The following is a 25,002-nucleotide window of genomic DNA, read 5'->3' as shown; positions in this document are numbered from 1 at the left end:
ACTTCTTATGAACTACACCTCCAATTGTTAGACACAGTCTAACAATTGGAGGTGTAGTTTTTTTATAACTAAATTTACTTCAGAAAACAAAATGAATGCAGCAATACATTATCAAGATGGAAGTGAGAGTATAAAAGATATTGCGAAATCATTGAGAGCGAATCACGACGTGGTTCGAATATGTATAAAACAATTTGAATATCATGGAATCCGAGCATTTGAAAAAGGCTATACAACGTATTTTGTACAGTATAAACTAGGCTTACTAAATTATATGTTCGAAAATGGGACGTCTCCAAACGAAACGGCAGTTATTTTTAATATTTCTTCATCTGGACTTATTAGAAAATGGCGTATTCAGCTACGTCAAAAAGGAGTAGACGCCCTTAAATCTAAGAAAAAAGGGCGTCAGTCTATGACTAAGGACAATCAAAAATCAATTAAGAAACAAACACAAACAGAAGAGTCAGTAGAAGCATTACAAGCTGAATTGGAGCGTTTGCGTATGGAGAATGCTTATTTAAAAAAGTTCAACGAATTGTGAAAAAGTTAGGTTTAAAGAGCCTAGTTCGTATGAAAAAATATCGCTCTTATAAAGGGAAAGTAGGTAAGATTACGCCAAATATTTTAGAACGTAACTTTAAGGCTAAAAAGCCAAACGAAAAATGAGTTACAGACATAACAGAATTTAAATTATGCGGCGAGAAGCTCTACTTATCACCGATGTTAGATCTATTTAATTGAGAGATAATCGCTTATACAATTGATTCAAGACCAACCTATTCACTTGTATCAAAGATGTTACGATAATGCGATTATTGAAAGTTTCTTTGGTATTATGAAATCTGAATTTCTTTATCTAAAAGATTTTGAAAGCATAGAACATTTTAAATAAGAATTTGAAAAATATATCGATTATTATAATCACAAACGAATTAAGGCAAAATTAAAAGGCATGAGCCCGGTACAATATCGAACTCATGCCCTAAAAGCTGCCTAATGAAACGACTTGTCAAACTTTCTGGGGTCAGTTCAACTTTTAACGAACCCATACCATAGTTTAGTATTAATGTTACTAGCTAACTCAATAGTCCCTTTACTATAAAAGCACCTAGATGCCTTCATATGATTATCTTCATCATAATATTTTATGACTAATTTACCATTATATTTTTGGAAGTATTCATATAAAGTTTCCTTGGTGTAATATTCATTCCTAGATATTATGAGTTTTTCTAGCTCTTCTTCAGGAATATTTAGATGTATGCTTTTAAGATTTGGAAATGATGGTCATATTCTATATTTTTAAATCATTACTAATTTCCAATCCTGTTTCAAATACATTCAATACTTTGTCTTCCCTCCCCAATTTTGCAAGTTCGCAAGCCAAAATTAAAATGCTCTATAATTGTTAGGGGACTCGGCAATTACTTCAGATATATGACGAATTGCTAATTCTGATAAATTCTAACTGTTGTATAAGAATCTTAAATTATGACAACCGATAAGGCAAGCATGATTCTCTTCATTTTTCTTAAATATATCCAAAGCAGAAACTAAACGCTCTTCAGCTAATTCATAATCGTTACGCTTACAAAAGATACCTTTGGCCTTATCTACTTATTGTAGAGCTACTACATATTGTTGATTGTGAACGTAAAAATATCTATTTTATAGTAGAATTATGCATATCTTAACTTACATGTATTTTTATGTAATTATCTCTTCCTAAGCCATACCACTAGTACTCAAAAATTCTTTTCTCTTAACTTTGATATCCCCTTATTTACCGGACATTTTACTTTCACTTCCCAGTGTCCATGTACTGTAACTCTTACCTGCGGATCAAACATTTTTAATTCATCTACACTGAAAATAATGCTTTTCTCCTCAATTTTTTTTTGCTTAGTGTTTACTTTCCCTATCACTTCATTCTGCCAAGACACTTCTAATGAAGCCTCACTTTTAGGGTCTCCCAAGTATTTATATACAACTTCAACTTCCCCTGTACGTTCAATTAGTTGAAAAAAACACTTCTTCCTGTCTATGGGACTATTAAGAACAATGTTAGTTCCACAGGTATATGGCTTAAAGTATGAGCCATCAAGTTCTGTAAGGCAATTTACTTTATGATACCAATTTCCTATATAATCATTTTTAACGACTATTTTATTCGGGTTAAACTTGGGATCATAATAAAATATTATATCATTTGATGTATTAAAACCTTGTCCATACGCGTGTGTATGAGTTTGTCCAATTGGTGTAGTAAGATCGTTAATCCAAAACACTTTAAAAAAAGAATCTACCGGCCTGGCTTGATAAGTATTAATAATGATATAACCTGATTTATTTAAAGGTAATTCATGATAAATTTCGGGAACCGACGTGTATAATCTTTCTCCACATCCATAGGGTTTTGCAACAGTTCCATCTCCGTCATCAATAATGAATATACCTCCTTCTACCTCTAAATCCATTAAATCTGTCTCCATTGCACAAAAAAATGTACCATCCTCAAAAAAGAACATTACATGATAGAGTTTTTCTACTTCATAATGCCCTGTAAATCCTTTTACAAACTCTCCATCATATTTCAATTCCTTAGTAGGTGGATATATTATACCTTTTAGACCCTTATATGCCCCTTCTTTAACCAGTGCTACTTTCCCAATATTAGGATCTCGGGGATTTAGTTTTGGTCTAGGAGCATTAATAGTACTAATGCTATTACGCGTATTTTCACTTATAACAAAATCAGACAATCTTTTAGCCTCCCACAATATGTAGTTCTATTGATTCATCATTTAATACAGTGCGGTCCACAGCAATAACCATCCCCTCACCAACTTCAATCATAATGAATTTTTCAGTGATGTCTTTTAAACCACCAATATATGCATTTTCTTTACATGTAAGCATAATAGCTTTTCCAATTTGATCTCCTAATCCACAAATCGGATGAGATTTCCAATTACTCTTCATATCATCACCTCTAAACTATTCAAGTTGTAATACCCGCTTTATAATCGCTATTTATAATCAAACCCAAACTACGCAAGAATATAAACAATTAAAGCTTTCCATTATTAAAAAACTGCGTGTTTATTGGATTTTATTTAATAGTATTATAGGTAAATTGAATTATTTTTTATCTGAATGTAGAATTATTTTTTATTTCCTTAAAATTCCCCCTCAACTTTTTCAGCATATAAAACGATACTTATAATAGAAAGAGGTGTTTTAATTGTATAAAACGATGCCAAATTCAAAAGAAAGAGAATTTATATACAATAGCTCATACAACAAAGGGCATATAAGCATTCCTAGCATGGTAGCTCACTGTATTGGCCTAAGTACTCACGCAAAATTGGTGTATTCTAACATTTTGAATTACATTTATAAAAAAGGAGAATTTGCATTCCCAAGTATTTATAGATTGTCTATATCTTGCTCCTGCTCAATAAATACAATTATTCGTTATATTAATGAATTAGTTGAAAAAGGATTTATAAAAAAAGAGGTCCCAGGTCGTGGAAAAAGTAATCGATACTACATAATAAAATGTGATAAAATTCCACTCCTAAAAGTATCAGAAATGATATGGGAAGTAATAGATACACTTGCAAAAAAATATGGTTGGAAGGATATTATGAAATGTAAGAATTCAATATTGTCTTTTCTTAATCAAAATAAATATTCATTACATCATATGGAGATTCAGCCAAATACAATAAATCACTTAAATGCTTTATTCCTTCATGTTTTAGAAAAAAAAGAATTAAATATTGAAGTATTGACTAGTAATTTTATATTTAAAAATCAATCTATTATATAACAGTTTTGAAATTATAAAATCATATAAATAATTTATAGGATAATAGGTGGTGTGAATATTGAATGAACCTTATGTTACTTGTACACAATGTGTTGTTAGAGATTGGTGCCAACGTAGAAATGGTACTACTCCCCTGCCACAGGATTATACAATAAATCCTGAGTGTGGCGGTTATATCTTACTTAATCAAGCTTTAAAGCTTTCTCAAATTCCTTTAGAATATCAAAATGCAAATAAAAGAAATTTCTTAATAGACACGGATAACAGAATGTACAAAGACTACATTATAGATACTTTTAATTCAATAGAGGAAATTGTTAAGAATGGAAATAATCTTGCTTTTATACATCCACAAAAAGGAACTGGTAAATCATATACTGCTATAGCCTTTGCAATGGAATATATATTTAAATCAGTAATGAATCCTTCTTTATTTAATTTTGAGTCTCCGCTTGTACTCTATATTAAGTATGGTTCATGGGCAAATGATCTACGGCAAATTTATCAATTAAATGATGAAGATTTCACACAAAAAGTTTTACAACAAGTAAAACTCATGAAGACGGTTCCCCTACTAATACTTGATGATATAGGAAATGGGAGATTTACAAATTATATTAAGGATTTTACTTATGATGTAATTGATTTTCGTAAAGAAAACAAAAAATCAACATTTTTCACTTCTAATCTTACACTCCAACAATTAGAACAAGAGAATTGTCTTGGGGATATTATTACATCTCGTATGTTATTTAATACTGTTGTATATCAATTAGGAGGTCGTGATAGAAGACAAGAAAAAAGTTATATTCTGAAGCCAATTATATAAAGATCTCGTCATGTAACGGGGTCTTTCTAGAATCCATTTAACAATAATATGATAAATATGTAAAAATAGTATTACAATTAATATATTTCCATAGTATACTAATTTACATGATTAAATTTTCAGCTTATGAATTGAGTAGAAATGCATTAAATCCTTATATATAAATATCTGTAAAACAAAAGAAGTTAATCAGAACATAATAAAGCAGCAATATCTGTTTTGGATAGTAAGATGCTTTATTCCATTAGGGTTCTGGTTTAATCTTCTATTCTTTTACGCCCCCAAAACGAACATAAGTTCTTTTATTTTTTGACAAAAATAGAACATACGTTTTATTTTAAATTACAAAAGAACATAAGTTCTAATTTTTCACCCTAAAAACGAACATAAGTTCCGCGTTTTGTTATTAAAAAAATCGCAACTATTTCCATTATCACATCGATTATTATGTCGAGATTAGATGAAAAGGAGTCTATATTATGCCATCCATTGAAGAATTACAACTATTAAATCATATATTAGAAAACAGAGATTGGTCTTCAATTGATAAAAATGGCCTTGATGAAGAACATTTTCCTATACATAAAGATATTTTTAATTACATTAAAAATTTTAAAGAATTACAAAAACAACTTCCAACAATAGAAACCGTAATGAATATATTTGAAGAATTTGAAATGGTCGAATTAGAAAAAACAGAATTTGTAGTAGATGCTCTTAAAGAAGATTGGTTACATAGAAAATTCAAGCCCTTTCTTCAAAAAGCAGCAAACCTTGTCGCTGAAAAGAAAACTGTAGAAGCTATTTTAGATATTAAATTAAATGCCACGAATATGTTAAAACTTGCGAATATTGACAACAAAGGATACTCATATACTGGAATGGCGGATACACGTAAGAGTAAATACTTATCAATTCATGGTAGAGATGAAAATGAAATTTTAGGAGCGACTACAGGCTTTAAAACATTAGATTTAGTGACTAATGGATTAGTAAGTGATGGGCAAGAAACTGATTATTTTCTTGTTTTCGCACCATCTAATATGGGCAAAACATTAATATCCTCATTTATGTTAATGTCCGCTTGGAATAGTAATATCGAGTGGGATTTCCCTGCCTACTTTGCTTTAGAACAACGTGCCGAAGAAATTGCCCGAAATTGGGATCATGTCCTGGCTGGTGTATCAAATCTAGGCATACAACGTGGTACTATGTCAGCTGAACAAAAAGACCGTTATATCTTCTTTTTAGATCAACTAAGGAAAAAGCAAAAAGATATGGTCATCTATGATATTCAAAAAAATGGTGGTCGCCCCTATACAGTTACTGAAATACAACGCATCCTTGAGTCTGAAGGACATACTCGCTTTGTTTTAGATCAATTATCCAAAGTACGTTTAAATAGCTCCAATAATAATTTTGGGGATTTAAGACAAAGATTATTTGAAATATCAGCAGCAGTACGTGAAATGATTTTAGGAACAGGAATTCCAGGTTATGTAGTAGCACAAGCTAACAGAGAGTCTGCTAAAAGAATAAAAAAAAGTCTAAATGATAGCACGATGACTGGTGAAGATATCGGGGAAACTTATGCAATTTTCCAAGATGCTAGCAAAGGTATATCTATTATCAAAATAAATGAAACTACCTTTAAAGTACAGGTTATAAAAAATCGTGGCAATGCTAGTGGCCAAAGTTTCATTGTGCGATATAACTTTGATACCGGACTGATTAGTACCATAAACAATCAGTATGAAAAACAGTTCTTCTAGTCTTAATAATGGAGATGAAAATACATGCAAAAAGCAAAAAATATAGAAATTCTCGAAAATACATCACTTGATATACCAAGTCTAATAGATGATTTGCGTTTTAAGTATCAGTATTCCCTTAGATATCAAAGTAACCATGCAGCATTTTCGAAGAAAAATGATAACGGCACTTATATAATGTGTTGCTGTCCGAATCATACAGAAACAAGACCATCATTTGGTATTTCTAAAACCCCTCCCTATCACACACACTGTTTCTGTTGTGGATACTTAGGAACCATAGATTGTGTAATTGAAACCGCTTTTGTTTTAGAACAAGGCAACGGATTAAAAGCCCTATTATCAAATTACTATTTTGAAGACAATCGTAAACCTTTAGACATTACAAAAATCTTAGCTACAAGAAAAAAATGTATAAAAGCAAATACGTTATCCGAAGAAACACTCAAAAAATTGGATGAGGAAAAATTTAAAAATCAAGAAATTTACAATGTAGCAATGTCCTATTTAATTAATCAGCGTGGAATAAACATGAAGACTTTAGATACTTACGAAATAAAAATAGATGTCAGAAATAAATGTATCGTATTTCCGCAACGTACTCGAAACGGGGATCTTCGCTTTTTACAAAAACGAAAAATTGGAAGCAATTATAACGGTTCAAAATTTATCAACGAAGGGTTACCAAACAAAAAAGATATTTTATTTGGACTTCATTTAATTAATCAATTACGAACATCAGCCAATCGGATTAAAAGAGTTCGTATCGTAGAATCTCCTATAGATGCAATGAGTAACTATCAAGTAGGTATTCCTGCTGTTGCAATTAACGGAAAATTATTATTTAAAAACCAAATACGCGAATTACATCTAGCAGGTATAGAGATAGTTGATCTATTTTTTGACAATGACAAAGCTGGAAAAGATGCAACACAAAAAGCAACAAAACACTTATTACAGGAAGGATTCACGGTCAATCATACGCTTTATCCACCCCAATTCACTGAAGATTCAAAAATCGACTCCAATGACTTACTTAAGATGGGGTTACTAGATAAATTAAATACAAATTCAATTAGTTTACTAAGCAGTAAATTTTAATTCATTCAAATAAAGGGGATTTATATAATGAACACAGCAACTATAAACTTTCAAGATTTAATAATGGAAATACTAAACTCTGAATCTATAGCTAAAATTTTTAATTTTGAACTATTTAAGGTGAGAAATCAAGATAAAGAAGATGTGAAACAAGATTGTATCTTGCGTATAATGAAATCTCTTCAACAAACAACAGTTCCATCTGAAAAGCTACCTTCATTTTGTCAAACAATTATTAAAAGAACCGTGGTTGATTATTATCGTTATACAAATAGAATGGTAGAACAAAATTCGACTTCTGTATTTTATTGTGATGGATTTATTGAAGACGATTCTAGTGAAAATAATTGCCCTACATTTTGCCAAGAGTCTTACGAACAAGGATATGAATTCTCAATTGTTAAAGCAGATTTTGAAATACATAGAAATAAATTTACCCCGACTGAACAACATGTCATAGAATACATGCTATATGACGGCTTAGGAGTCTGTATGAATTTAGCCGAAATCGCAAACGAACTTAAAATTAATAAATCGCACTCAACAAGAGCATTAAAGAAATTGCGTAGCATTTATTGTTGTTAATATACATAGTTCCCTACTATTTCAAACAACAATCACCTAAAAATATTGTAAAACAATTAAGAACATTTTGTAAACAAAAGCAACTTTTATTTTTATTATAAATTCCGCAACTATTTAATTAGTTATTACGATAACTATTAATCAGTCTAGTATATACAACTAGTATACAACATCGACAATAATTTTCAAAGGCGTTTTTTATCTGTTTCTTATTAGATTTCAGCCCTCTTTTATATATATAACCATTCATTACATGAACTTTATTGGAAAATTATTAAGCTTAACTATTGATTTGTTACTATTAAATATTGACTAGATTCATAACTTACAGTCTGCATTTAAAAACTTAAGTTCTATTTATTTATATAAATAGAATAAACAAAGTTAATTTAAATAAACCTTTATATCGATATATAACAATTGAATGACGTTATATATCCTATCAATTTAAGGAGGAAATAAAGTATGACGACAATAAAAGGATTAGATGCAATTTTAAAAGTGGGAAACACCTTTCTTACGTTTAAAGATAAAAAACCACTTACACTTTTATTTATCGATTGGTATGAAAATCTGGTTGGTATTCGCGAGCATTATGAACCTACCTTAAAACCCAAATATATACGTTGTCCAGGGACAGATGTGTGCCCCCTTTGTCATGTTAATCCTGGTAAATATCCGAATTTGAAGATTAAATTACGTGTATATGATCCATTAGATAATAAGATTAAGCTAGTCTCTTTAGCGAAAACTCACATTCAAAAATTACACACAGACTTTAATCTTTACATGATTGATCCTACAAAAGATTTTGTCACTATCTCTAGAAGTGGGACAGGTGCTAATGATACCACTTATTCAGCTAAACCATATCATTATACTTCAGTGGATGAAGAACCTATATTAAAGAAGCCAGACTTTAATGAAATTGAAATGCTTGATATATCAATATATATAACTTCTCATAGTCCTGATGAAATCCAAGAATTTATGAATGCAGCCTCAACAATATACAATTTACAGCAAGCACAGTTTCAATGTAGTTCCCCTACTCTTTCATTAACTACTGAAGGTTTTGATGAAAAGGAACAATTGAGAACTACTAATCATAAATTACCGTTTTAGAAAACCGTATGGAATTTTAATTTCTATTATTAAATATAGAAAGGGACGATTATTTCGTCCCTTTTTGAAGTAAGGAGTTGTAAATTTTGTTTTTTAAATCAAATGAATCCAATCAGGACATTTTTACACTATTAAATAAGCGCGAAGTAAAAGAAAGCACGCAAAAAGCTCGTACAAAAAAAAATGAGAAAAAAAAGATTACGATAAAAAAAAATCAATATGTTCACGGAATTAATAATTCAGTAAAACTACCTTTAAATTACTACTTAATACATACCCCTGAACAATTTAAAGAATTCATTACCAAGTATAAGGTGTATAAAACCTTACATTCGCAAGCTTATACATTTATTGATACGAAATCCACTGGTTTGAATCCTTTTAAAGACTCAATCATCTCAATTACGATTGGATTTATGGATAACAGTTTTTTTTATATACCTATTAAGCCTTTTAAACATCGATTATCACAGAATATCTCTACATTAAGTCTAGAATACACGATGAAAAAACTCTCACCACTATTAGAGAAAGATACCTTATTAATACTTAGTAACAGTAAGCAACACATTCATGCTCTATATAATTGGTGTAATTTTGACATTACATATAATATCTTTTGGGATACTGAGATAGCTGCAAACCTATTAAATGAGAACCATTCAAAAGGTGTAAAAGAATGGTATAAAGAATATGTATTACCCCGTCTTATTTCAAAAGGAACCATTTTAAATACCATTGATAGAAAAAAATATATGTTTGAAAAGACACTCTATGATCAGCTACAACACCATGTAGCTACCTACTTCGCTTGCTATGATATTTTTATGCTAAAGTCTGTATTCGAGTATCAGAAAAGGATTTTTGAAAACCCTAAATTTAATCTTGTTCCTATATATAAATTATTTAGAGAAATAGAGATGCCTTTAATAGCAGTACTTACTACTGCTGAAAGAAAAGGCATTAAAATTAATGAAGAATTTCTAAGCAATGATGTAAAACAAATACTCCAAGCGAAATTACAATCCGTAAAAAAAGAAATCTTGAATCACCTAGGTTCTACTATCACATTAAATAATTGTGTGCACCCACCTAAGCAACAAAATAAATATAATAGCGTAAATAAATTAACAAGCACTTTGTTTAATATAAATTCTCCAGCCCATTTGGCCCAAAAACTTTATATTGATAACGCTATTCTAAAACCTATCATGGAATATGACAAAGGTTACAAAAGTGTGATTTCCAAGCTAAAAACAGATAGAAAAACGCTTATACGTAATCTATCAATGCATCCTGTAATTCCTCTAATTCTAGAATATCGTCGCTTAGTGAAATTAATAAGTTCTTTTTGCAACTCCCTACCCAAAGAACAACAAGGTACTATCGATAATAAAATTCATCCTATCTATAACTCTGTAGGAACTAAAACAGGACGTATGAGTTGCTCGTCACCAAACCTAAAGTTGTGGGCTGCATAAAGGTAACTTTATGTGTAAGCAGATCGTTAATTCAGGGAAAGCTAAGGGTAATTACCTATGTCAATCCTGAGCCAAGTCTAATAGGGATATTAGAAAGGTGCAGAGACTACTTAAATTAACCTAGAACAGGTGAAATAAGCACGAAAGCGATCCACCCTTCTACAACAGGGTGATGATATAGTCCGATACTCTTTGAAAAAAGAGAGCAAGGATAAAGAGCCTTGCATTACTACAATGACAACAAGTACCAAGTAAAGCTGATTTTATACGTATGGCCTTTAGAGCAGAAAGAGGTAGATTATTCACCAGTATTGACTTCAGTTTACAAAACGTTGGCTGAAGTCGTTAATCTAAACCTACTCAAAACAGGGAACGCCCTCATGTAACGGTGGAGCGAATCCTGTGCTTCTAGTGACAAGAAGTGCAACGACTGCTTGTTAATTATCATCTTGATTCATAGTTAACAAAATAATGAGTCGTCTATCAACCAAAATTGATAAATCCATCGAACTCATTTATACGGTAGGCTATGGGCTTAGTGGTCACAAAATTTGCCCATTATTTGCAGGAATGCAACAGAAGGTATAGTCTAATCCGGCTCCTTTAAGGAGTGTTCAAATACCATGAAAATGGCGGTATACATACAACAAGAATTACGTTGGCTCGCAATAGTAACACAAGAACCGGTTCTAATTGAAGCCTTTAAGAAAGGTTTAGATGTACATAGTCAAATCACTTGCCAAATTAAGGGGTTTACTTATAACTTGTTTGAGGATATTCGAAATTATAAAAGAGAGACATTAAAAGAGACTCAGCATCATATACAACAGCTTATAAATAAATGGTCAGATACCCCAGAATGTCTATATATCTTGAAGATATATAATATGAAGGAACTAAATAGTACTACCATTCCTTCTCTGGCAAATGCTTTTGAATCGCTTAGAAAAGAAATGAAAAGCATTGTATTCGGTAAAGGGATTGCCGAATTAAAATCTCACTCAAAACAGGGAAACCTAAGTGTATAAGCATATGGTAATCCTGTGCCAAAGCGTTCATATGAATGGCAGGTGCAGAGACTTATAGCGTTCCGCGGTTATATAAACAACCAATCTAACGAGTTCGCTTAATGTGAGAAGTAACTTGAAATAGTTGCTAAGGTATAGTCCACTCCCTTAGGAAACTAAGGGGTTTAAGTGACCTTATATGGTATAACAGAAATCGGTTTATCCGATCAATTAAATATTACAAAAGTAGCAGCGACCTCGTTAATTAATCAATTTAAACAACAATTACCCAACTTTTTAAGATGGGAATCTGAAACACATAAAGAAGTTTTAACTAATGGTTATGTAAAAGATTTGTTTGGTAGAAAAAGACGTTTTAAAGAAACAATATTAAAAGCTACCAATTCTTCCACCTTTAAGAACAAAAATTCAGATTGGAGATTAGAGAAAATAAAACGGCAAAGTTGTAACTTTAAAATACAAGGAACGTCTGCGACACAAGTTAAAAAAGCCATGGTAAATTTATTTTATCCCACCCGGCCAGATGGTACAAAATGCTTAGATAGAGATGAATGGCTACAGGAGAATTACAAATCTATACTTGAAGAGCATGATATACACATCGTATTACAGATACATGATGAATTAATCTTTGATGTACCACAAGATGTTTCCCAAGACGTTTTAAAAGAAATTTCAAACATCATGCTAAATGCCATTCCTTCTACCCATTTAGGAGTAACATTCCATTCGGATATTCATACCTCTCCATATTGGGGTGGCACATTTTCAATGGAAGAAATTAAAGAGTTTTCTAATAGCGATGTAGATCTGAACAGATTATTTCATCAACAATTTAAACAGAAAATAAACAACTTCCTTAATTCAACGTTTTAGGTGAATTTAATAGAAAATGACTTGAAAATTAAACATTATAATTGCCACTTTGATTAAATGAGATAATAATAAAAAAACGTACACTTCTGTACGTTTTTTTATCTTCTTTAGTTCCTAATTATCTATACAAAAAATTGAAATACCATTTCAACTTCTGCCTCATTTGTATATTCAACCCTAGGCATGGTGCTCGGATTACCATCAATAGCTAACGATAACGGTGCAATACTAACCATTGGTGTAGGTGTTGTTAATAAAACCTTACATGCAGTTACCCATTCTACGCCATATTTCTGACGCGCCGAATCATTTAATTTCACATCAATTCTAGAAATATTTCCAAAGTTCGTTACTGACTCCCCTGTTTGCCTATTGAACCCTTTAACCGCAATACCATTACGTAACGAGTCATACGATACAATATACTTCTCTGATGCAATTGTAAGGATTTTATACGGCATTGCGCTCTTAACAAATTCAAATACATTTGGTCGTTTGTCGGGCTTTCTAGTACTCATCTCAAATACTTTAATTAACTCAATATCTTTAAGTGATAATTGTCTCTTTTTACCTCCGCAATTGCTTGCTGTATCATATGGTACATGAGCTATATCATGAGATAATTCACCTGGAATATCAATACAATTAAAGCATCTTTCAATAGATTCTATAATTGTAACAAAGTTTAATAATTCAAAATCTATATTTGTACGTTCTAATTCATATAATTTTTGTTCAAGCATCTCTAATTCTATTTCCAAACGACATTTTGTAATAGAGGAACAATCTGAACTAGCTATATCATCTCTCATACGCTGCATAGCATCTTCAATAGCTAAGATTTCCTCATACAAATCTCCAAATCTAATTGTCATTATCACTTCCTCCTCACTTTTTTTTCGGAGCCTTAGTAGGATCTAATGTCCAAGTGATCCAATCGCTTACATCTTTTAAAGAGCTTACATGGAAGTACTCTCTACACTGTCTAAAGAAAGGAATGATAGGACTATTCCAATTCCCTGGCCCTATTTTCCCAGGTCCTTTTCTTCCTGGAAGAACTGTATATATAGTTTTCATAGGCACTAACGCATAACGATTAAATACTTTAAGGCTATTTAGCTTCCCGTCAACCTGATCGTATGTAACTTCTTTATACAGGCGATGTGAAGGTTCGCTACTGCCCTCTAACTTTTGTCTATCATCTGATACAAGAATAAGAGAATTCTCTACGGGTTTACCATTTATTACACTTTTATCTATCACTTGATCAATTGAATGATAAATTGCAGACATACCAGATTCAGGGAAATCCGATCCTCGATTAAATGTTAGCGTACTAATATCAGAAAATGCTTGTGCTAATCCTTGTACATCTACACTTTTATTCAGTAGAATTCTCCAAAAGTTCGGCCTATTCTTTCCTGCTCTGTCTGTAGGATCAGCATAGGCTACTAATGATACTTTACATGGGATTTTAGCAGCTTTAGCATAACGTTCGATTTCATTTGCTGTGGCAACTAATAAGTTTCTAACACGACCTCCAGGTTCAAGGCCCCCTCCTTCAAACATAGATTCAGAAATATCCACAACGAAAATAATATTAACCCCTGTGACTGTAACAGGTGGTACCCATGGATCCGGTTTTGGATAAGGTAAAACTTGTGGTTTTCGTGCATAAGAAGGTCTCACGCACTCCCTTATACATTCCCTAATTTTATACATTAATGTATCCAAGTTTTCACCAGATTCAAGTCCTGATTCCATGATTACTTCACGTATAGCTTCTAATTCATCTACATATTGCCGTAAAGCATCTACTGAGTATGGATGGCTATGTGCCATACCCTTACGCAAATCTTTAATCATTTTATCTATTTCTTTAACATATCTCATAATACTTTTGAGTTTAGGCATATCGATTGTAACCTCCTAACCAAATATAGTAAGCCCATTATAGGAAAAGGTGTGTCAAATGACACACCTTTGTGGTATTACCTTTTCAAATTTCTTCTCAATTTAAGGCATCTTTTTCTAATACTTCCTCTTCAGCCTCCATTTGGCTTGCTAATTTACTAGCCTCAATAAATTCCTGAATTTCTTGCTTAGGAGTAAATCCAACTTTCTTTTCAATATTTTTACCATCTTTCATAAACAGAAGCGTTGGAATCGTACTAACTTCACACAATTTAGTGATATCTAAAAATTGATCAGCGTTAACTTGAATAAATTTAATATCGTCAATTTCTTTTGACAATTCCTTAATATCCTGTGTAATCATTTTACAGGGGCCACACCAAGTAGTATAAAAATAAACTAAAACAAACCCTTCTACTATCTTTTCTTTAAATTCTTCAACTGTATTAATTTCAAACATTTTATTCCTACCTCCTGTAAAGTATTTATAAGGAAGAACGCTAATAAATCCTTTATACTGTATATTAATATAAAATAATTATATATTTGCATACATTTATGTCTACTTAATTTCCACCACAGCCGCATCCAACCTTACGAGCTACCGTATATGTATTACCGTCATTCCACTCTTGAGAAATATTTAATGCATTACGAGCAGAACTAGCCCAAACTTCTTTTTCTACATATTTTCCTTCTGCATCATGACCAGAAACCATATATTTTCGCTTGCCTAACAAATTAACCCTCTCCTTAATTACTTTTATAGAAATTACCTAAATGCTCAAAGCGAGGAACTTTTACTCCGCATACCTCAATATCCGCCATAAAAGTACTCTGAGGTTCAATCCAAGTATTTCCTTTAGCATCTTCATAAATTACCATTTCTTCATCAGTTCCTGTTTGTTTTCCCTTACCAGTAACGAGATAAATTCCACCCTTATAATATCTATAGATTTTAACTTTTTTATTATCCATATCTCCTCAACCTAAACATAATCCTCATATAAATTTATTTAATAATTTCCTTCATTTCTTTTAACCAATTTACTAAAACCATTTCTATTTCCTGCAAACGTCTTATAGAAGTACTTTCAGTCATTTTTTTAGATGCTTTATTGCAAATATAGAGACGTTCTTTTTCAATATCAAATACCAAAGAAAGATGGTAATCTTGTAAACCAAGTGAAGTGGAATCATATCTTACCATTCGTTTAATGGAATGCTCGATATGTATCTCCTTTAACTTACTAGCGAGGTTTTCTCTATGCTTTTTCCACTGATCCGTTGTAAATGTATTTAATAGCATATTAAATTATCACCAACCTTAAAATCATATCCTCTAAATCTCATTTATTAACTACACTAAAATTGCTGAATCATAGTCCCCTGATACAATATAATTAATCCCTGAATCATTATGAATTTTCATTATAATCACTTCGTTAATTTGATGATTTATAAACGATCCATAAGGTACCTCAATATCTTTCATTGCATCAATAACATTTTGAATCTCTTTATTCTTAACTTTCATTGCATTTTCTATTTTGCTGCTACTATTAGAAAAATGTAATGGATACTGTAAATTTTGCTCCGTTACATTTTTTACATTTAATTGTTTCACTAAATATTTCACATAATCTTCTGCTTTTTTAAGCCGATTCTCCATATTACGATAGTTCTTTTCCAGCTCAGCAATATAAAGATTTCTACTCATATCTGCTTCATTATTAGAATTTGATTCAGAAGCATTCTTAGCCTTTTTATTCAATTGACTTTTTTCCTCATTGTTATCTCTTACTTGCAAATGTTGTACCTCAAGCAAATCTACATGTTTCAAAGCATTATTTTCACCTTGATCTAATTCTTTTTTTATTGTCTTTTGCAAGTAATTAAACCATTGGACTAACCATGTGTTATCAATGTCACCATGAATAATTTTGTTTTGTTCTTCCATAGAAAAATCCATGTCACAAATTCTAGCAAGTCCGGAATTAATGTCGATACTAATGGACAAATTTTCGCTACTTTGAATTAACTGTACTAATCGACTAATTTTCTTAGATAATTCCATATCGTTTACCTCTCCTATTTCGTACTGGTATTATAGTAGTCGATATATATATCAATTTAGTTGCGAGTTTTTTTATATCTAATTTAAATATTAAATTTGCTATAATACCTGTACTTCCTTATGAAAAATAATGTACTATGTTTTTACATTCACATTAAAAAATCTTAAGTAGTCGATAATTCATCTAATGGTTTATATTGAAATGCATTAGATTTTTCAGACTCTTTACCCTCTAAATTAATTGCCGTCATTTCAATTACAGATACTTTATCATTAAAAATGTTATGATCTAATTTAGCAGGTGAATGCTCAACACCTGTTAAAACTAATACATCATTTACAAAAATGTTATAACTCTCACTATCAGGTGACGTACTATAATCAAATCTAACTTCTACTCCGCTTTCCATATTATCTACAGAAGTAATAGCTGGTGGTTCAGGAGCTTCATTTCCTACGACTGTAATTGGTACAAATACTTCATGCACCCCATTTGTAATGACTATATCTGTTGTTCCTCCGCTAAGGCCTGTTACAATTCCTTCAGGGCTCACCTTTGCTATATATTTATCTTTGACAGAATAAGTAGTGCCTGTACTCGCCCAATATACATAAATTAACCAGTTATCACCAACTTCTTCTTTACCATCTGTTTGGAAAGTAATCCCTAAATAGTCACCTTTTAAATTTACAATTCGATATTCATTTCGTTTATTCGTTGCTATAACTTGTAACCCTTGTGTTTCTCTATCATCACCCACACCAAAACCATTGGTAGTCTTTACAATTTCAACTATTCGTTCTTCAAATTTATAATTACTAATGTCTACCGCTGTAATTAAACCTTTATTATTATATAAATTATCTATATCTTTAAATAACATAGCCGGACGAAGTTCAGCAGTAACATTCTTTGTAATCCCATCACTAGTTAATGCTTCTACATTCAACTGAACTTGATCACCAGTGTTGAGATTTAAATGCTTGTGGGAAACCATTAGAAAAGCTGTTGATGATAAAGGCTCGAATTCTGTATTAAGAAAAGCATCTACTTTCTTCTGGTACTTCTTTAGAGAGTCCTCTAAAACTAACTTTGCTTCTCTATAGGAAGTCTCAATTAATGCAGAACTTACCTCATCTCTCTTTTGCTCTAAAGTACCTAACTTCGTTAAAATTTCTTTTGCCCTCATATTTCATCCTCCCTCTTGTATCGCATTCATTATAAGGATTTACAAAATTTTTTATTTAATTTTTTGTAGAATAATTCTAGCCTTTTGTATAGTCATATTGTTTAACTTCCCAAAAGAAAAGTCCTTCATATTCAAATCTATAAAGTAAATTTTCAATGATGCTGCCTTGTTCATTATTATTTTTTAAATGCAGGATGTTCTTGAATACTTCTTGTTGCTTTAGAAACATCTTCTTTCAACTCAGTTGTATCTAGAGAGATATCTTTAGCTAAGCTAACTAACATGGTCATATATTCAACTTCTGCAAAGGATATGATAGAATTTTCACCTTTAGCATTTTTACGAATTATAGTAGTACCATTTTCTTGCCATTCCTTAAACTTACTTTGAAAAAAAACATCTGCTTCCTCTAAGCTAAGACCTTCAGTTAATTCTTGTGTCTCACTCTTTAACTTTTTTACTAATTTATCCTCCAACCAATCAACTTTCTTTGAATTTCCACTTTTAAAATAAAAGACTGCAGAAACGTTAAATTTATTTATTTTCATATTTAAATTCCCCCTAGATTATAATCTTTCATCTACACCTGATCTTACTCTAAAGCTTCAATAGGTTAATTAGTTTGATATGGAATTTATCCTTACAGTTATATATTTATAGTCGTTTTACTTAACTAGAATGTTGCGAACTTATTTCCTAATAATTAAGAACGAGCCAATATCATGAGAAGCATCTATAGGTATTGATATAGTTCCTTTAATATGAGAGTTACTTGATTTGCGAATTGAAATACTTCCCTCTAATCGCGATGCACTTGCTACATAAATAGAACTTTTTATCTCTTCAAACATACTCATTCTAATAATAGCTGTTCCACTAAGAGTATAGCTCGCATACTGTCTTGTTAAAATTGTAGACAGTATTTGTGACATATCAGGGTATACCACTAAAATATTGCTATGAATCTCCATAAATTTATAATAAGTACCGTCTGCAAATGGTTCCGTATTTAATACTTTTCCAATTAATAAATCGTATGCTGAGCCGCCAATCAAATTAATATCATGATGTTTCTTTGTATCCATGTGCTCAAATACTAATACAGTACGATTATTAGAAAAATCATATACCCCACCTAATTTACAAAACACAGGAATGTTATTATCTCGAAAGATAGTTGTAATCATTTCAGGAAGTTCACTTTCAAATTGCTCATGATAAGTTTTATATTCCCCTGTCTTTAATATGACATTGTATACTATTCCATCAATCTTAATTTCTAAGTTTTCATCTAAGAGGGTGTTGCAAAACTAAAATAAATATGCAATGTTATGAATCAGAAAAACTAGCTGAACATGCAATAGATAGCGATTTTGACCATACCAACGTGGCTGTTCCAGCCCTTTATCTTTGAGATGACTAAACTGTTGTTCAATTTTTCCACGCTCTTTCATCAACTGTTTGCCAAAGGTAGTTTGTAGAAAATGAGACACTACACGACGATGTGTACTTTTGATTGGTCCGCTATTACGCGGGTTAATTGGATTGATCGCAAAGATATCACATGCTCCGGCAATTTCATGAATGTGCTGACTATCATAAGCGGCATCTGCAACGGAAAATAACACATTTTGGTTTTGTATATCCCGAAGCAATGCAGGAGCTATTTTACTATCATGTACATTTGCGGTTGTAAATGCATACGACAATATAACACCTTCTGGTGTAGAACAGACATGAGTTTTATATCCCTTATACCAACCATAGCGAGTAGATTTTCCCCATTTCGCTTGAGAATCATATAAACTACTCCGTAAGGCTGTACTATCAATTAAAACGCACGGAATTAACCCTAAATTCTTTTCTTGAAGAATTTGTTTATGAAGCAACGGAATTTCTTCGTTGCGAAACCAAGTGCCTACACGTGAAAAAGTAGATATATGAGGAACAAGCGAAAGGCCACAAGATACACGAAATGAAGGATATTGATGTAAAAAACGAGTTAACTTACGTAATGAATTGATCTGGAATACCGTTTTTATAAAAAAACATTTGAGTAAAGCTTTTCTACAGATGGGTGGGCGGCCTGTCATAGGCGGAACGCCTCCAATGGTTAAACTGTCTACGTAGGCAAATAAAATTTGTAAAATGGATTGATTTTGATCAAAATTGGTTATCATACTAGTAAATCCGTCCTTTCTGGAGATAGTTTTAGGATACTATCATTCTTCCAGGAAAACGGGTTTCTTTATGCATTCATTTTTGGATATTTATGAGTTTTGCAACACCCTCCTCTTTGTCATGCCAAGTAAATTCTAGGAAATTTAACATACCTTCCTTATTTCCAACAAGTCGGTTCCCTTTTATGACATAATACCCTGCATTAGAAGTATTACTATCATAAACATAACAACCATCTAATAACTCTATCATTGGATTTCCTTTAACAACGGCATTAAAAGTACGGGCTTGTCTTTTCATATCAAAAAATAATTTGTTCGAGATATCCTCTTTGGTTCCTCTTGCATTTGAACCAAATCGCTCATCAATCCAATCAGCAACAATCTTAGCCGTTCTCATATTACCCTTTGTAGATATAAGAAGATCTTTATCTACAAAATGCTCAATTTGCCCACCATTACCAACAATAATAAGATGATTACGTATACGAGAATGGTCAATAGAAGTGGAAAGAGAATATAAATTCTCACCATCTATAAATGACCATTTTGCCTCACTTGCATTAATTTTACGGATATTTTCCAATCTAAATGTTCCATAACGATCACAGTAAGAGCGATACATAATATCTCCAATCACTTCATGAACCGCATCAGATGCTCTTGTACCTTCTAAAAAATCTATCGCCTGTACATAAGGATTTTTATAACCTTGTGCATCTTGTACAGTTGCTATATCTTTTTCGACATATTGTTGACTTTTAGTATCCCAGACGACTGCCTTTTTCCCACCTCTATCGATATCAATATAATACGTTTCTTCAATAATCGCATCAGCATATCTCAAATCATCTTCATGGATTCTCCATCCAATCATTCCTGCCTCATTTACAATATTATGAATAATAGATGATTTAACCCACATGGTTACTGGTTGTTTTTCATCACCATGTATCTCGTCTCTTCGAGGAAAAGTTAGAACCCTATCAAAAACATGTTCTTCTAACATATCGTACATATCTACACAATTAATAGTAATTGTTTTTTCATCAGAATTTTGCTCAATCTCTCCTCTTATACGTCCTGTAAAAACCCTTACTAGGTTTTCACCATAGCCTGCATAAATACGTACTGGGGTAGCTTCACTTAACACATGTCTGATTGCACCATTCTCATAATATGACATCTCTGCTTCTCTTAAATTCTCAGAAAAGATATTGGCTCGTTCATATGTAGGAGAATAAATACCATGTTTATTGTCTAAAGTAATTCTTGCAGTTGCGACTCTGGCGTCAAAATGGCTATTTATCTCCCACTGTAATACATCTTGGTCTACTGTAAAGGTTTTATCGTATACAAATGCCCCTGTATCAACCCATACATCACGTTTACGAGCCTTAATTCTTTCATCAACATATTGTGCACCGTATTGAGTTTCAATTTCCACTACCTTAAAGCATTTTAATCCAAATACAGCCTCACCACTTACATTATTTAAGGAGAAATCTAATATATGTGAATTGGTCCCTTGTATATCACTTGCAACCCATTTTGCATAAACTGGAGGTTCATATGTAGGTTGTGTTGTATTGTTCTCTTTTGTATATCGTTTTACAATCATTCCGTCATATGTAACCGTTACGGAATCTCCTTCTTTAAGATCTGCATAGAAAGCATATTCATAAAATCCGTCTGAAGAGAAGTTATGTTTATATCCAAAATCTTCAACTGCTCCTTTGGCAATATTCTCATTAAAACCTAAATACTTTTCACCTGTTGACCAAGCTGTAAAATGGGTTATGTTCTCTTGTCCATGCCAATTCCCATCCAGATTTGCATCCTTATCAAAGCACTTATTAAACTTAATATTTTGGGTTATGGTCATTTGGGGTGGTGGTTGACTAACACCACTTCCATTTCCTGTACTATTATCATTTCCGCCCGTATTACCGCCTCCATTATTACCTTTACCGCTTGGTGCTACTCCTAATTTTTGAGCACCTGTTAAAACAGGATATGGATCAATATGATTATTTCCACCATAAATCCATTCACCTTTCCAAATTTCAAAGTGTAAATGGGCGCCATAAGATTGACCTGTATTTCCGACTTTCCCTAAACGTGTTCCTGGAGTAACTAAATCACCTTTTCGAACCTGTAAAGAATTATTTTGCATGTGGGCATAAACTGTCATATATCCATTATCATGTTGAATCATTACACAATTACCATAAGATGTACTTTTATAAGCCTTATGTACATGTCCAGCCCAAGCCGCTACTACCCACATACCATTAATTTTACCTTGGGATGTATGTATAATATCAGTACCCTTATGCCCTGAACGTGCACCCCCACCCTTATGTTTCATATGGTGTGAAGATACTTTCGCACCATTTCCAAATGAAATTCCTTCAACAGGAAAAGTAGCACCGGATAACGCACTAGAGCTTGCATTATGAACTTCTTTCCTTTGTTCCTCAATTGTATAAGTCTCAGCTTTCTCACAACCACAGTCTTCTTCCTTCTTGGAAACATTTAGATTTGTAGAATGCTTTGGAAACAGATTTTTATTAATAATAGAACCAGATTCTTTACAATGCCATTTTTTTTGACTAGATTCACCAATAATTCTATCAAAATAGCTTTTCACAAGTTTTTTCCAGTTAGGTCCATCTGCTGACCATTTCCACTTTTTATATCCTTTATCTCCACCTTCATGGAAATAATCAACATCACTAGCATCCATATATCCATTGGAAATTTTTGCGTATCTGCTCCTCATTGCTTCGGAAAAACGTTTTGCAGCATACTTCGCTTGGGTATCTATCCCTTTATATTGAGGATCGCATGAACCCGGGCAACCATATCCTACTATATAACTCCCTTTTTCAGGTTTCCCTTGTCCCAATGTTCCAAATCCTGTTTCATGCTTTGCTACAGCTAATAGAAAGAAATAAGCAACATTGGGACACTTATAATGTTTTACCCATTTATTTAAGGCACATTTAATATACTCAAATCTATCCCCTGATTCTCCACCTTTTGTAACAGAGCTTGGCTCAGCACCGGCTACTGGTGTTGTTAAAGTTGCCTCTGCTGCCTGATGCACAATAGATGCTTCTCGAATTCTGTCCCAAACTTCAAACTTATTTTTCATTCCTGGTACATAGGCCATTTTGTCAAATTCAATAATAACCCTAGGTTCATGACCTAAAGCATTAACTTTTCTCATTACGTCATTTAACAACTGAGGCGCAGGAGTTCTATGATCAAATACGTTCGGCATACCTTATTCCCCCCTATCTAAATCTTTCTAGTGCCCATTCTGTAAATCTATGTAAATATACAATTGCTTCAGCTCTAGTTACACATACCTCAGGTTGAAAGGAATCATCTGCGTAAAGTGGAAATACATAACAACCATCATTAAATTTTTCATCTAATATATTTAAGACTGATTCGGCATACCATTTTCCTACAATCTTATCTTTATCTTTAATGTATCTCTCCGTTTGCTGAATTGTATTATTCACATATCCTCTATCTGTATATCGATTATAAATATTCATTCTTAAACGTTGTAACAAAGTAAAAAACTCTCCTCTATATATCGTTATATCAGGAAAGAATCTGTCATTATAGAGTGCGCAACTTGACATAGGGACAACTTTTTCTCCCTGCCTATTTTTGATTTGAGCACCCTTTTGATAGTTGTAATTCACATAAATAGGAAACTGATTTAAATTATAAGATACATAAAGATATCCATTAATTATAGTAAAACAGTCTCGTTTAAATCCTAAGGTTCTTGTAAGTGCATCTTGTATGGATTCATCTTCATTTACATCTACATGTATTCTCTTTAACTTCTTGTTCATGCAAACTGCTATTTCATTTAAAGAGTAAGTGATATCAAATACGTAATTATTTGCTTTTTCTAACTTTTTTGCCGGATATGCCAATGAGCATCCGCTCATCAAAGGATAAATCTGACAGTTTTCAGGTGTATGATCTCCTTCATGCATTTCCACTACCCCAGATAAAAGAATACTAACTTCTCTTCCATTGGTTAACGGGTAACCAATATGTATAAAATTATCCTCAAGTTTAGATGGGAGTGTAGGCACCCCATCAATATAAACAAACACCATTTCCCTAGAATCAGGTTTATATCCGCTTACTTCAAACTTGGTTTGTCCCTCTGTTGAAGTAAAATTATGAACCTGACGTGACTTGCCACCAATAAATTGGTTATAGGTTTTTCCACTAAATAAGGTTTCTTCTTTTTTTGTATCAATAAATATATTATCTGTTTCTAATACTGCACGATAAAACCAATCCTTTGGCCCCACATCTAACCATCGCTTTGGCATTTTTAATACCCCCTCAATATCTTTTCGATGTATTTAAAAGTCCTTGTCATATAGGATGCCGTTTGAGCCCTTGTAATCCAAACTTCAGGTTGAAAATACTGTACAGGTGTTCCATCACTAGCATAAGTAGTGATAAGTCCCCTTTTTTGCATTTCATCTATATACGTTTGCGCCCAATGATTTTCAATATCTATAAAAGGATATTGATGACGATATTCGAAATCTTGTTTTCGAATTAACATAAGGTTTACAGTAATGATATATTTCGTCTCAAATTCTGCTGTTTTAATATCTAAATCACCATTAACAATCCCTAAATAAATCGTGCCTTTTTCATCATAGTATTTGTGTTCTGCACCAATAAACTGTAGCCAGTCTGCAAATTCCTCTCTGCTCGCAAATAAAAATTGAATGGTAGTAGAATAATGAGAAGTCCCTTTCCCTACCAATCCTGCAGAAGATTGAATATTTTCGTTTATATGGGATTTCAATACTGGCGTTGGTGGCTTATAATCGCCAGTCATACGCCCCCTTACTTGTACAAAACGAATCCCGTTATCATAAAATAATTTACGTTTAAATACATCATCATTAGATTTACTTGGTTTTTGTTGTGCCATTTAATCACCC

The 25,002-nt window shown here is 32.2% G+C and carries 25 protein-coding genes and 1 pseudogene; 10 read left to right on the top strand and 16 right to left on the bottom strand.

All coding sequences use genetic code 11. From position 1 onward, the window contains the following. Window positions 1–64: 64 nt before the first annotated feature. A pseudogene (locus tag V6946_RS09005) lies at window positions 65–1,000 on the top strand (IS3 family transposase). 748 nt (window positions 1,001–1,748) lie between these two features. Here V6946_RS09005 and V6946_RS09000 read toward each other — a convergent pair. Together V6946_RS09000 and V6946_RS08995 are read right to left on the bottom strand one after the other, a co-directional pair. Beyond that, window positions 1,749–2,765, bottom strand: a complete 1,017-nt coding sequence (locus V6946_RS09000; protein ID WP_366981816.1) for a hypothetical protein — start codon at window positions 2,763–2,765, stop codon at window positions 1,749–1,751. Window positions 2,766–2,769: 4 nt separating this feature from the next. Continuing rightward, complete coding sequence (locus tag V6946_RS08995) at window positions 2,770–2,985, bottom strand: hypothetical protein (RefSeq protein ID WP_006915018.1); 216 nt, start codon at window positions 2,983–2,985, stop codon at window positions 2,770–2,772. A 262-nt stretch (window positions 2,986–3,247) separates the two neighbouring features. Between V6946_RS08995 and V6946_RS08990 the strand changes: the two genes are divergently transcribed. The 9 genes from V6946_RS08990 to V6946_RS08950 all read left to right on the top strand — a co-directional run bounded on the left by V6946_RS08990 (window position 3,248) and on the right by V6946_RS08950 (window position 12,635). Then, window positions 3,248–3,838 (top strand): helix-turn-helix domain-containing protein, encoded by a 591-nt coding sequence (locus V6946_RS08990; protein WP_349560667.1) that lies wholly within the window; start codon window positions 3,248–3,250, stop codon window positions 3,836–3,838. Between the two features lie 58 nt (window positions 3,839–3,896). Beyond that, a complete protein-coding gene (locus V6946_RS08985) occupies window positions 3,897–4,667 on the top strand; it encodes an ATP-binding protein (protein WP_006915014.1) in 771 nt (256 codons plus the stop codon). A 479-nt stretch (window positions 4,668–5,146) separates the two neighbouring features. After that, window positions 5,147–6,439 (top strand): DnaB-like helicase C-terminal domain-containing protein, encoded by a 1,293-nt coding sequence (locus V6946_RS08980; protein WP_006915012.1) that lies wholly within the window; start codon window positions 5,147–5,149, stop codon window positions 6,437–6,439. Between the two features lie 24 nt (window positions 6,440–6,463). After that, complete coding sequence (locus V6946_RS08975) at window positions 6,464–7,540, top strand: toprim domain-containing protein (protein ID WP_366981815.1); 1,077 nt, start codon at window positions 6,464–6,466, stop codon at window positions 7,538–7,540. Between the two features lie 27 nt (window positions 7,541–7,567). Continuing rightward, window positions 7,568–8,125, top strand: coding sequence for a sigma-70 family RNA polymerase sigma factor (locus V6946_RS08970; RefSeq protein WP_001090550.1), 558 nt, complete (start codon window positions 7,568–7,570; stop codon window positions 8,123–8,125). Window positions 8,126–8,590: 465 nt separating this feature from the next. Further along, window positions 8,591–9,250, top strand: coding sequence for a hypothetical protein (locus V6946_RS08965; RefSeq protein ID WP_366981814.1), 660 nt, complete (start codon window positions 8,591–8,593; stop codon window positions 9,248–9,250). Between the two features lie 86 nt (window positions 9,251–9,336). Then, the gene (locus tag V6946_RS08960; protein WP_366981813.1) at window positions 9,337–10,731 is read left to right on the top strand and encodes a DNA polymerase; all 1,395 of its coding nucleotides are present in this window, start codon (window positions 9,337–9,339) and stop codon (window positions 10,729–10,731) included. Between the two features lie 623 nt (window positions 10,732–11,354). Then, window positions 11,355–11,759 carry a hypothetical protein gene (locus V6946_RS08955; protein WP_000781409.1) on the top strand — a complete coding sequence of 135 codons (405 nt, stop codon included), beginning with the start codon at window positions 11,355–11,357 and terminating at the stop codon, window positions 11,757–11,759. Between the two features lie 168 nt (window positions 11,760–11,927). After that, a complete protein-coding gene (locus V6946_RS08950; protein WP_366981812.1) occupies window positions 11,928–12,635 on the top strand; it encodes a DNA polymerase in 708 nt (235 codons plus the stop codon). Between the two features lie 122 nt (window positions 12,636–12,757). On the opposite strand, the gene V6946_RS08945 is transcribed toward V6946_RS08950, so the two are convergent. The 14 genes from V6946_RS08945 to V6946_RS08880 form a co-directional block, all read right to left on the bottom strand. Next, window positions 12,758–13,510, bottom strand: a complete 753-nt coding sequence (locus V6946_RS08945; protein WP_000155448.1) for a hypothetical protein — start codon at window positions 13,508–13,510, stop codon at window positions 12,758–12,760. A gap of 13 nt (window positions 13,511–13,523) precedes the next feature. Further along, window positions 13,524–14,549, bottom strand: a complete 1,026-nt coding sequence (locus V6946_RS08940; RefSeq protein WP_001125259.1) for a hypothetical protein — start codon at window positions 14,547–14,549, stop codon at window positions 13,524–13,526. 97 nt (window positions 14,550–14,646) lie between these two features. After that, window positions 14,647–15,009 carry a thioredoxin family protein gene (locus V6946_RS08935; RefSeq protein WP_000461692.1) on the bottom strand — a complete coding sequence of 121 codons (363 nt, stop codon included), beginning with the start codon at window positions 15,007–15,009 and terminating at the stop codon, window positions 14,647–14,649. A 106-nt stretch (window positions 15,010–15,115) separates the two neighbouring features. Further along, the gene (locus V6946_RS08930; protein WP_000900867.1) at window positions 15,116–15,289 is read right to left on the bottom strand and encodes a hypothetical protein; all 174 of its coding nucleotides are present in this window, start codon (window positions 15,287–15,289) and stop codon (window positions 15,116–15,118) included. A 13-nt stretch (window positions 15,290–15,302) separates the two neighbouring features. Continuing rightward, a complete protein-coding gene (locus V6946_RS08925) occupies window positions 15,303–15,527 on the bottom strand; it encodes a DUF1653 domain-containing protein (protein ID WP_000369000.1) in 225 nt (74 codons plus the stop codon). Between the two features lie 34 nt (window positions 15,528–15,561). Beyond that, the gene (locus V6946_RS08920) at window positions 15,562–15,858 is read right to left on the bottom strand and encodes a hypothetical protein (RefSeq protein ID WP_000926108.1); all 297 of its coding nucleotides are present in this window, start codon (window positions 15,856–15,858) and stop codon (window positions 15,562–15,564) included. 51 nt (window positions 15,859–15,909) lie between these two features. Continuing rightward, entirely contained in the window at window positions 15,910–16,626 is a 717-nt protein-coding gene (locus V6946_RS08915) for a hypothetical protein (RefSeq protein WP_366981811.1), read from the bottom strand. A 164-nt stretch (window positions 16,627–16,790) separates the two neighbouring features. Next, a complete protein-coding gene (locus V6946_RS08910) occupies window positions 16,791–17,816 on the bottom strand; it encodes a hypothetical protein (protein ID WP_001201725.1) in 1,026 nt (341 codons plus the stop codon). Between the two features lie 176 nt (window positions 17,817–17,992). Then, complete coding sequence (locus V6946_RS08905) at window positions 17,993–18,364, bottom strand: hypothetical protein (RefSeq protein WP_046392591.1); 372 nt, start codon at window positions 18,362–18,364, stop codon at window positions 17,993–17,995. Window positions 18,365–18,505: 141 nt separating this feature from the next. Further along, window positions 18,506–19,003 carry a hypothetical protein gene (locus V6946_RS08900; RefSeq protein WP_366981810.1) on the bottom strand — a complete coding sequence of 166 codons (498 nt, stop codon included), beginning with the start codon at window positions 19,001–19,003 and terminating at the stop codon, window positions 18,506–18,508. 123 nt (window positions 19,004–19,126) lie between these two features. Further along, on the bottom strand, window positions 19,127–19,996 hold the full coding sequence (locus V6946_RS08895; protein ID WP_023520903.1) for an ISNCY family transposase: 870 nt from the start codon (window positions 19,994–19,996) through the stop codon (window positions 19,127–19,129). Between the two features lie 76 nt (window positions 19,997–20,072). Then, complete coding sequence (locus V6946_RS08890; protein ID WP_366982367.1) at window positions 20,073–23,285, bottom strand: M23 family metallopeptidase; 3,213 nt, start codon at window positions 23,283–23,285, stop codon at window positions 20,073–20,075. 13 nt (window positions 23,286–23,298) lie between these two features. Then, window positions 23,299–24,372, bottom strand: a complete 1,074-nt coding sequence (locus V6946_RS08885; protein WP_242263911.1) for a hypothetical protein — start codon at window positions 24,370–24,372, stop codon at window positions 23,299–23,301. Between the two features lie 2 nt (window positions 24,373–24,374). Continuing rightward, a complete protein-coding gene (locus V6946_RS08880; RefSeq protein WP_366982366.1) occupies window positions 24,375–24,992 on the bottom strand; it encodes an S-layer homology domain-containing protein in 618 nt (205 codons plus the stop codon). Between the last annotated feature and the right edge of the window lie 10 nt (window positions 24,993–25,002).

The sequence above is a fragment of the Bacillus sp. PPSBB_2 genome (assembly GCF_045291115.1).
GTDB lineage: Bacteria > Bacillota > Bacilli > Bacillales > Bacillaceae_G > Bacillus_A > Bacillus_A cereus.
Note: the sequence above shows the minus strand (reverse complement) of the source record. Positions and strands in the feature narration are given on the sequence as shown.

Bases quoted from the DNA above. Each gene is read 5' to 3' on its own strand.
- V6946_RS08995 (WP_006915018.1), bottom strand. From the start codon at position 2,985: ATGAAGAGTAATTGGAAATCTCATCCGATTTGTGGATTAGGAGATCAA.
- V6946_RS08980 (WP_006915012.1), top strand. From the start codon at position 5,147: ATGCCATCCATTGAAGAATTACAACTATTAAATCATATATTAGAAAAC.
- V6946_RS08975 (WP_366981815.1), top strand. From the start codon at position 6,464: ATGCAAAAAGCAAAAAATATAGAAATTCTCGAAAATACATCACTTGAT.
- V6946_RS08970 (WP_001090550.1), top strand. From the start codon at position 7,568: ATGAACACAGCAACTATAAACTTTCAAGATTTAATAATGGAAATACTA.
- V6946_RS08965 (WP_366981814.1), top strand. From the start codon at position 8,591: ATGACGACAATAAAAGGATTAGATGCAATTTTAAAAGTGGGAAACACC.
- V6946_RS08955 (WP_000781409.1), top strand. From the start codon at position 11,355: ATGAAAATGGCGGTATACATACAACAAGAATTACGTTGGCTCGCAATA.
- V6946_RS08945 (WP_000155448.1), bottom strand. From the start codon at position 13,510: ATGACAATTAGATTTGGAGATTTGTATGAGGAAATCTTAGCTATTGAA.
- V6946_RS08940 (WP_001125259.1), bottom strand. From the start codon at position 14,549: ATGCCTAAACTCAAAAGTATTATGAGATATGTTAAAGAAATAGATAAA.
- V6946_RS08935 (WP_000461692.1), bottom strand. From the start codon at position 15,009: ATGTTTGAAATTAATACAGTTGAAGAATTTAAAGAAAAGATAGTAGAA.
- V6946_RS08925 (WP_000369000.1), bottom strand. From the start codon at position 15,527: ATGGATAATAAAAAAGTTAAAATCTATAGATATTATAAGGGTGGAATT.
- V6946_RS08920 (WP_000926108.1), bottom strand. From the start codon at position 15,858: ATGCTATTAAATACATTTACAACGGATCAGTGGAAAAAGCATAGAGAA.
- V6946_RS08915 (WP_366981811.1), bottom strand. From the start codon at position 16,626: ATGGAATTATCTAAGAAAATTAGTCGATTAGTACAGTTAATTCAAAGT.
- V6946_RS08910 (WP_001201725.1), bottom strand. From the start codon at position 17,816: ATGAGGGCAAAAGAAATTTTAACGAAGTTAGGTACTTTAGAGCAAAAG.
- V6946_RS08905 (WP_046392591.1), bottom strand. From the start codon at position 18,364: ATGAAAATAAATAAATTTAACGTTTCTGCAGTCTTTTATTTTAAAAGT.
- V6946_RS08900 (WP_366981810.1), bottom strand. From the start codon at position 19,003: ATGATTACAACTATCTTTCGAGATAATAACATTCCTGTGTTTTGTAAA.
- V6946_RS08895 (WP_023520903.1), bottom strand. From the start codon at position 19,996: ATGATAACCAATTTTGATCAAAATCAATCCATTTTACAAATTTTATTT.
- V6946_RS08890 (WP_366982367.1), bottom strand. From the start codon at position 23,285: ATGCCGAACGTATTTGATCATAGAACTCCTGCGCCTCAGTTGTTAAAT.
- V6946_RS08885 (WP_242263911.1), bottom strand. From the start codon at position 24,372: ATGCCAAAGCGATGGTTAGATGTGGGGCCAAAGGATTGGTTTTATCGT.
- V6946_RS08880 (WP_366982366.1), bottom strand. From the start codon at position 24,992: ATGGCACAACAAAAACCAAGTAAATCTAATGATGATGTATTTAAACGT.